The 7,102-nt window shown below is 73.8% G+C and carries 6 protein-coding genes; 2 read left to right on the top strand and 4 right to left on the bottom strand.

Annotation, left to right across the window (positions count from 1 at the left end; all coding sequences use genetic code 11):
- Positions 1-33 precede the first annotated feature (33 nt).
- Positions 34-240, bottom strand: coding sequence for a hypothetical protein (locus DEP02_RS28310; RefSeq protein WP_112470520.1), 207 nt, complete (start codon positions 238-240; stop codon positions 34-36).
- Positions 241-473: 233 nt separating this feature from the next.
- Here DEP02_RS28310 and DEP02_RS28305 point away from each other — a divergent pair, with 233 nt between their 5' ends.
- Positions 474-2,318 (top strand): glycoside hydrolase family 15 protein, encoded by a 1,845-nt coding sequence (locus DEP02_RS28305; protein ID WP_112470519.1) that lies wholly within the window; start codon positions 474-476, stop codon positions 2,316-2,318.
- 83 nt (positions 2,319-2,401) lie between these two features.
- The gene (locus DEP02_RS28300; RefSeq protein WP_112470518.1) at positions 2,402-2,638 is read left to right on the top strand and encodes a hypothetical protein; all 237 of its coding nucleotides are present in this window, start codon (positions 2,402-2,404) and stop codon (positions 2,636-2,638) included.
- A 65-nt stretch (positions 2,639-2,703) separates the two neighbouring features.
- Here DEP02_RS28300 and DEP02_RS28295 read toward each other — a convergent pair whose 3' ends face one another.
- The 3 genes from DEP02_RS28295 to DEP02_RS28285 all read right to left on the bottom strand — a co-directional run.
- On the bottom strand, positions 2,704-5,481 hold the full coding sequence (locus DEP02_RS28295) for a SpoIIE family protein phosphatase/ATP-binding protein (RefSeq protein ID WP_112470517.1): 2,778 nt from the start codon (positions 5,479-5,481) through the stop codon (positions 2,704-2,706).
- Between the two features lie 84 nt (positions 5,482-5,565).
- Complete coding sequence (locus DEP02_RS28290) at positions 5,566-6,258, bottom strand: GAF and ANTAR domain-containing protein (RefSeq protein WP_112470516.1); 693 nt, start codon at positions 6,256-6,258, stop codon at positions 5,566-5,568.
- Between the two features lie 268 nt (positions 6,259-6,526).
- Positions 6,527-7,102: fructosamine kinase family protein (locus tag DEP02_RS28285; RefSeq protein ID WP_157977565.1), on the bottom strand; the 576-nt coding region annotated here is incomplete at its 5' end.

Genomic DNA, 7,102 nt, shown 5'->3' with positions numbered 1-7,102 from the left:
GCCGCACCCACGGGTGCGGCGGCCGGACTCCGGCTAGGGCAACAGCTTGTCCAGGGCGGCCGGACCCTCCGTTTCGATCTTGCGCCTGGCCCACTCCAGGTTGCGCGGGGTGATGTCGCGGCCCGCGGCCAGCACCACGTCCTCGGGCGAGACGTCGGTGCCGTTACGGGCGTGAAGGAGGTGGTCGGGGGTACAACGCTCCCCCGGAGAGCGGGATGCATCGGGCTGTGGCGTCGACATGTGTCCTCCTCGGGTCCGGCTGGCTCCCCGCCCGGGTCCGGACTGCGGCCCCTGTGCCGCGGGAAGCGGGACCTCCTCCTACGATTGCCCGCCGAACCGCACCCTGCATCCGGAAGGGCCCGCCGGGCGGAAGGGGCACCCGCCCACCGCGCCGGAAAACCTCCGTTCCCACCGCCCGCTCCTAAGCTGGAAGAGCCGCAAGAGCCGCAAGAGCCGCAAGGGAGGCAGCCGCGATGGCCGACACCCGAAGCCGGCGGCCCGGGCCGGGCGCCCCCCGCTACGTGCCGATCGCCGACCACGGCCTGATCGGCGACCTGCGCACCGTCGCCCTCGTAGGCACCGACGGCACGATCGACTGGTACTGCTGCCCCTCCTTCGACGCCCCGAGCGTCTTCGCCTCCGTCCTGGACGCCGAGCGCGGCGGCTGCTTCGAACTCGCCGCGGCCGAGGCGGCCCGCACCAAACAGTTCTACTTCCCCGACACCAACGTGCTGATCACCCGGTTCTTCACCGAGGACGGCGTCGGCGAGGTGCAGGACTTCATGCCGGTGACCGGGGACCGCCAGGACTCCGCCGAGGCCGAGCGGCACCGGCTCATCCGCCGGGTGCTGTGCGTACGCGGCACACTGGCGTTCCGGGCCCGGGTGGCGCCCCGATTCCACTACGGCGCCGACCCGCACACGGTCCGCATGGAGGGCCGCACCGCCCTGTTCGAGTCCGCGGAACTCTCCCTCTCCCTGACGGCCACCGTGCCCCTGGAGACCGACGGCCCGGACCTGCGGGCGGAGTTCAAGCTCGCCGAGGGCGAGTCGGCCGTCTTCGCCCTGGACCAGGTGGGCGGCGACGTGGCCCCACGGCGGTGCGCCCGCACCGAGGCCGAGGAGCAGTTCGCCGCCACGGTCGCCTACTGGCGCCGCTGGCTCGCCCAGTCCCGCTACCGCGGCCGCTGGCGGGAGATGGTCCACCGCTCCGCCCTCACCCTGAAGCTGCTCACCTACGCCCCGACCGGCGCCATCGTCGCCGCGCCCACCACGAGCCTGCCCGAGCGGATCGGCGGCGAGCGCAACTGGGACTACCGCTACGTCTGGGTGCGCGACGCCGCGTTCGCCGTCTACGCGCTGCTGCGGCTCGGCTTCGCCGGTGAGGCCGAGGCGTTCATGCGGTTCCTGACCCGGCACATCAGCCCCGGTGACGGCAGGGGCGCCGGCCCACTGCAGATCATGTACGGCATCGACGGCCGCACCGACCTGCCCGAGCGGGAACTCGCCCACCTGGAGGGCCACCTCGGCTCCGCCCCCGTACGGGTCGGCAACGCCGCCGCCGACCAGCTCCAGCTCGACATCTACGGCGCCCTGATCGACTCCATCTACCTCTACGACAAGTGGGCCCAGCCGATCTCCAGCGCCCAGTGGGACGACGTGTCCGCGCTGGTGGAGTGGGTCTGCGAGAACTGGGACCAGCCCGACGAGGGCGTGTGGGAGACCCGGGGCGGCCGGAAGAACTTCCTGTACTCGCGCCTGATGTGCTGGGTGGCCGTCGAACGCGCCATCCGGCTGGCCAACCGCCGCGGCCTGCCCGCCGACCTGCTGAGCTGGCGGCGGAGCCGGGACACCATCTACCGCCGCATCATGAACCGCGGCTGGTCCGAGGCGCGGCAGGCCTTCGTGCAGTACGAGGACGGAGACGTGCTCGACGCCGCCGTACTGATGATGCCGCTGGCGAAGTTCATCGCGCCCACCGACCCCAAGTGGCTGTCCACCCTGGACGCGCTGACCGAGGACCTGGTCTCCGACTCGCTCGTCTACCGCTACGATCCGCAGGCCAGCCCCGACGGACTGCGCGGCGACGAGGGCACGTTCTCCATCTGCTCGTTCTGGTACGTCGAGGCCCTCACCCGGGCCGGCCGCCTCGACGAGGCCCGCCTCGCCTTCGAGAAGATGCTCACCTACGCCAACCATCTCGGCCTGTACGCCGAGGAGATCGGCCCCACCGGCGAGCAGCAGGGCAACTTCCCGCAGGCCTTCACCCACCTGTCCCTGATCAGCGCCGCCTACAACCTCGACCGTGCCCTGGGCTGACACCGGGTGTCACCGGGGCGCGGGCGGGTACTCGGCGGGCACCGACGACGAAGGTCGAAGATCCCACCGAGGAGGAGGCCCGCATGACGAGCGGTACCGAGACCGGTGACGTCACCGGCACGCGGGACAAGGACTACAACCTCATCTGGTACGTCGAGGCGTGCCTGAGCAACGCGCTGAGGCTGGAGCAGTACATCCAGGACGCGGAGCGGGACAAGGACAACGAGGTCGTGGAGCTGTTCCGCAAGGCTCAGTCGGACAGCCGCAAGGGCGCGGAGCTGGGCAAGGAACTGCTGCGCTCGCGCCTGGGCGGCGGCTGACGGCACCGTATGCACCGCACCGGTCCGGGACCCCTCGCGGGGGTCCCGGACCGGTGCGGTGTGCGTCAGCCGCCGCGGTCGCCGTCCGGCGCCGGGAGGGGGAGGGACTGCTCGGCCCAGATGACCTTGCCGGTGGGGGTGTAGCGGGTGCCCCACCGCTCGGTCATCTGTGCGACGAGGAACAGTCCGCGGCCGCCCTCGTCCGTGGTGGCGGCGTAGCGCAGGTGCGGTGAGGTGCTGCTGCTGTCGAAGACCTCGCAGATCAGGGTGCGGTCACGCAGCACCCGTACCCGGATGGGCTCGGCGCCGTAGCGGATCGCGTTGGTGACCAGCTCGCTGAGGACCAGCTCGGTGGTGAACGTCAGCTCTTCCAGTCCCCACCGGGTCAGCCGTCGGGTCACCGCGGCGCGCACGTCCGCGACGGCCGCCGGGTCGCCCGGCACCTCCCACTCGGCGACCCGCTCGGGGCCCAGGGCCCGGGTGCGGGCGACGAGCAGCGCGATGTCGTCGCCCGGCCGGAACGGCCGCCGGACGTCCAGCACGGCCCGGCACGTCTCCTCGGGCGACTCGCCGGCCGAGGACAGCGCGGTGCGCAGCTCCTCGAGACCGGTGTCGATGTCCCGCTCCCGGTCCTCCACCAGCCCGTCGGTGTACAGCACCAGCCGGCTGCCCTCCGCGAGCTCCAGCTCGGCCGTCTCGAACGGCAGCCCGCCCAGCCCGAGCGGGGGACCGGCGGGCACGTCGGGGAACGTCACGCCGCCGTCCGGTGCGATCACGGCGGGCGGCGGATGGCCGGCGCGGGCCACGGCACAGCGCCGGGAGACCGGATCGTAGATCGCGTACAGACAGCTCGCGCCGGTCACGGGGGCGCCGGCACTGTCCGCCTGCTCGTCCTGGTCGATGCGGACGACCAGCTCGTCCAGCAGTCCGAGCAGTTCCTCGGGCGGCAGGTCCAGGGCGGAGAAGTTGCTGACCGCGGTCCGCAGCCGCCCCATCGTGGCCGCGGCGTGCAGCCCGTGCCCGACCACGTCGCCGACGACGAGCGCGACCCGCGCCCCGGACAGCGGCAGTACGTCGAACCAGTCCCCGCCCACGCCCGCCTGCGCGGGCAGATAGCGGTAGGCGATGTCCAGGGCGTCCTGCTCGGGCAGGCTGCGCGGCAGCAGGCTGCGCTGCAGGGTGACCGCCAGCCCGTGCTCGCGGGTGTAGCGGCGGGCGTTGTCGATGGAGACCGCGGCCCGCGCGACCAGCTCCTCGGCCAGGGCGAGCTCCCCGGCGTCGAAGGGCTCCTCCTTGTGCGACCGCCAGAAGCTGACCAGGCCCAGCACCAGGCTGCCCGCCCGTACCGGCACGGTGATCAGCGAGTGGATGCCGTACTCCAGCACCCGGTCGGCGCGCTCGGGACTCTGGGCGCGCCAGCCCGGAGCCACCTCCAGGCGGGGCTCGAGGACCGGCCGGCGGGTGCGGAGACTGTGCATCTGCGGCGAGGAGGGGACAAAACGGATCTGCTCGCCGACCGGGTACAGCGGGGCGTCCTGGCGGACCCCGCCGTACGCCGTACGCCGCAGCACGGCCCCCGGCTCCGGGTCCTCGCCGGTCAGCACGGCGTCGTACAGGTCGACGGTGGCGAAGTCCGCGAACCGCGGAACGGCCACCGCGACGAGTTCCTCGGCGGTCCGGGTCACGTCCAGGGTCGTGCCGACGCCCACCCCGGCGTCGTAGAGCAGACTGAGGTGTTCCCGGGCCTCCTCCGCCCGGCCGGACAGGGCACGCAGCTCCGTGGAGTCGCGCAGCGTGGCCACGCTGCCCGACGGACGGCCGTCCAGGTCCGTGGGCCGCTGGTTGATCGCCAGCAGCCGGTCGCCGACCAGGTGCACCTCGTCGGTGGCGACCCGGCCGGAGGCCAGCAGGCCGGCGGTGCCGGGGTCGAGCCCGAGGTCGCGCACGTGGCGCTGCTCGGCGTCCTCGGGCAGGCCGAGCAGGCGGTGCGCCTCGTCGTTGGCGAGCAGCAACTGCCCGCCGTCGCCGACGATGAGCACGCCCTCGCGGACGGAGTGCAGCACCGCGTCGTGGTGCTCGTACATCCGGGTCATCTCGCCCGGGCCCAGCCCGTGGGTCTGGCGCAGCAGCCGCCTGCTGACCAGCGCCGTCCCCGCCGTGGCGAGGGCGAGCCCCGCGGCCGCGGCGCCCAGGACGACCGGCAGCTGCCGGTCCGCGAGACCGCCCACGTTCCTGGTGGTGATGCCGGCCGCCACCAGGCCCACCACCGTGCCGTCCGGCGCCTTGACCGGCACGACGGCCTGCACCAGCCGGCCGATGGTGCCGTTGACCTCCTCCACGACGGTGCCACCGGCCAGCGCGGGCCGGATGGTGCCGACGAACTTCTTGCCGATGCGGTCCGGGTGGGGGTGGGTGTAGCGGACCCCCTTGGTGTTCATCACGACGACGAAGTCGACGCGCGCCCCCTGGCGGGCGGCCTCGGCCCGCGGCTGCAGGACCGCCGTCGGGTCGGGCGCGGTGAGCGCCTCGCGGGTGCCCGGCGCGTTGGCGAACGTCTCGGCGACGGCGAGGGAGCGGTTGCGGGCCTCCTGGACGCCGTCGTACCGCACCTGCAGCACCAGCGCCACCACCGCGGCCACGACCAGCAGCAGCACGATGACGACCTGCAGCACGAACACCTGCCCGGCCACGCTGCGCACACCCAGCGCCGCCTCACCCCGTACCGGCCGCCACCGCCCGCCCCGCTCGCGCGCTCGCCGACCGGGGCCAGGCGCGACCCGAGGGCGCCGGCCACCGGAACGGCGGGTCGACCGAGCACCGGTTCGACCCGGCAGTCGGACCATGTGCCATGTCTACACTGCCGCGTCCGCCGAGGCGAGGGGCCGCCCCACCGCCCCGGCCCGCCGGGGTCCGCCCGGCCGGTCGGGTCAGCTCTGCTCGCGGGGCCCGGAGCGGATGTTCTGGGCCACGTCGCGGAGCTTGACGTTGTGGTGCTGGGAGATGCGGCGGAGAACGGCGAAGGCGTCGTCCTCGCTCAGGCGGTGCCGTTCGCGCAGGATGCCCATGGCCTCACCGATGGCGTGCCGGGTCTCCAGCGCGTGTTCGAGCTGGTCGACGGTCCGGGCGCCGGCCAGGGCGACGGCGGCGTGCGAGGCGAGCATCCAGCCGGCCGTCTCGCTGTCCGGGGTGAAGGCGCCGGGACGGCTGGAGTAGAGGTCGAGGGCCCCGAGGTCGTCGTCGTGGGTGTACAGCAGGAAGCCCATCATGCTGCCGACGCCCAGCTCACGGGCGGCCGGCGCGTACCGCGGCCAGTCCGGCTGCGGCTGCGTGAGATCCGCGATGCGGAACATCCGGTCCTCGCCGGCCCGCCGGGCGGCGTCGAAGCAGGGCCCCTCGCCCAGCTCCTCCTGCAGCCGGTCGGACTCCACCACCATGTCCGAGGTCGTGGCCAGGGTCACGGCACGCCCCTTGCGCAGGACCAGGACCCCGGAGGCCTCGCACCCCTCGATCAGCTCGACGGCCGCCTGAACGATCTCGTCGAGGGTCTCCTGGGCGGACTCCTGCGCCAGCAGACGCCGGGCGAGCCGGGCCATCTGCTCGGCGAACTCACGCCAGTCCATGTGCACCCACCCTTCTCCCCGTCGCGTGCCAGTGCATGCCAGTGCAAGGGTGACGTCGCCCGCAACCTCCCGTACCGGCAGCCTACCGCGCACCCGTCCGCTTACCACACAGCACCGATCATGTTCCCCGGCACGCCGATGCCCCGGCCGTGCGGGCACCTCCGGGGCCTGCCGGGCCGGGCGGGTCCGAGCGGCTCTCCCGTTCAAGAAGGGGCCGTCACGGCCGAGTTGACACGCCGTGAACTCCTGGGTCCGGCCGGCGCGCAGGTCACCGGCCGGCGTCACGGGCCGCCGCGACCGCCTGTCCGGCGTATCCGCGTCCGAACAGCACCGTGTGCACCAGCAGCGGGAACAGCTGGTGCAGCCCGATGCGGCCGGCCCAGCCTTCGGTGAGCGGCGCGGCCTCCTGGTAGCCGGCCAGCACCCGGTCCAGGTGCGGGCAGCCGAACAGGTGGAGCATCGCCAGGTCCGTTTCCCGGTGGCCGCCGTGCGCGGCCGGGTCGATCAGCCAGGCCTCGCCGTCCGCGCCCCACAGCACATTGCCGTTCCACAGGTCGCCGTGGAGCCGTGCGGGCGGTTCGGCGGGGCCGGCGAGCTCGGGCAGCCGCTCCAGGGCGCCCTCGACCACGGCTGCCTCGGCGGGCCGCAGGATGCCGTCGTCGACCGCGCGGCGCAGATAGGGCAGCACCCGGTGCTCGGCGTACCAGCGCGGCCAGTCGGCGCCGGGAACGTTGCGCATCGGCGCGAGCCCGATGTACGCCTCCTCCGGCCCGCCGGGCGGCGGGGACCCGAACGCGGGCGCCCCGGCGGCGTGCAGCGCGGCCAGGCCGCGGCCGAACCGGAC

It is taken from the genome of Streptomyces triticisoli (genome assembly GCF_003270085.1).
Taxonomy (GTDB): Bacteria; Actinomycetota; Actinomycetes; order Streptomycetales; family Streptomycetaceae; genus Streptomyces; species Streptomyces triticisoli.
This window is presented reverse-complemented; position numbering and strand designations above follow the sequence as displayed.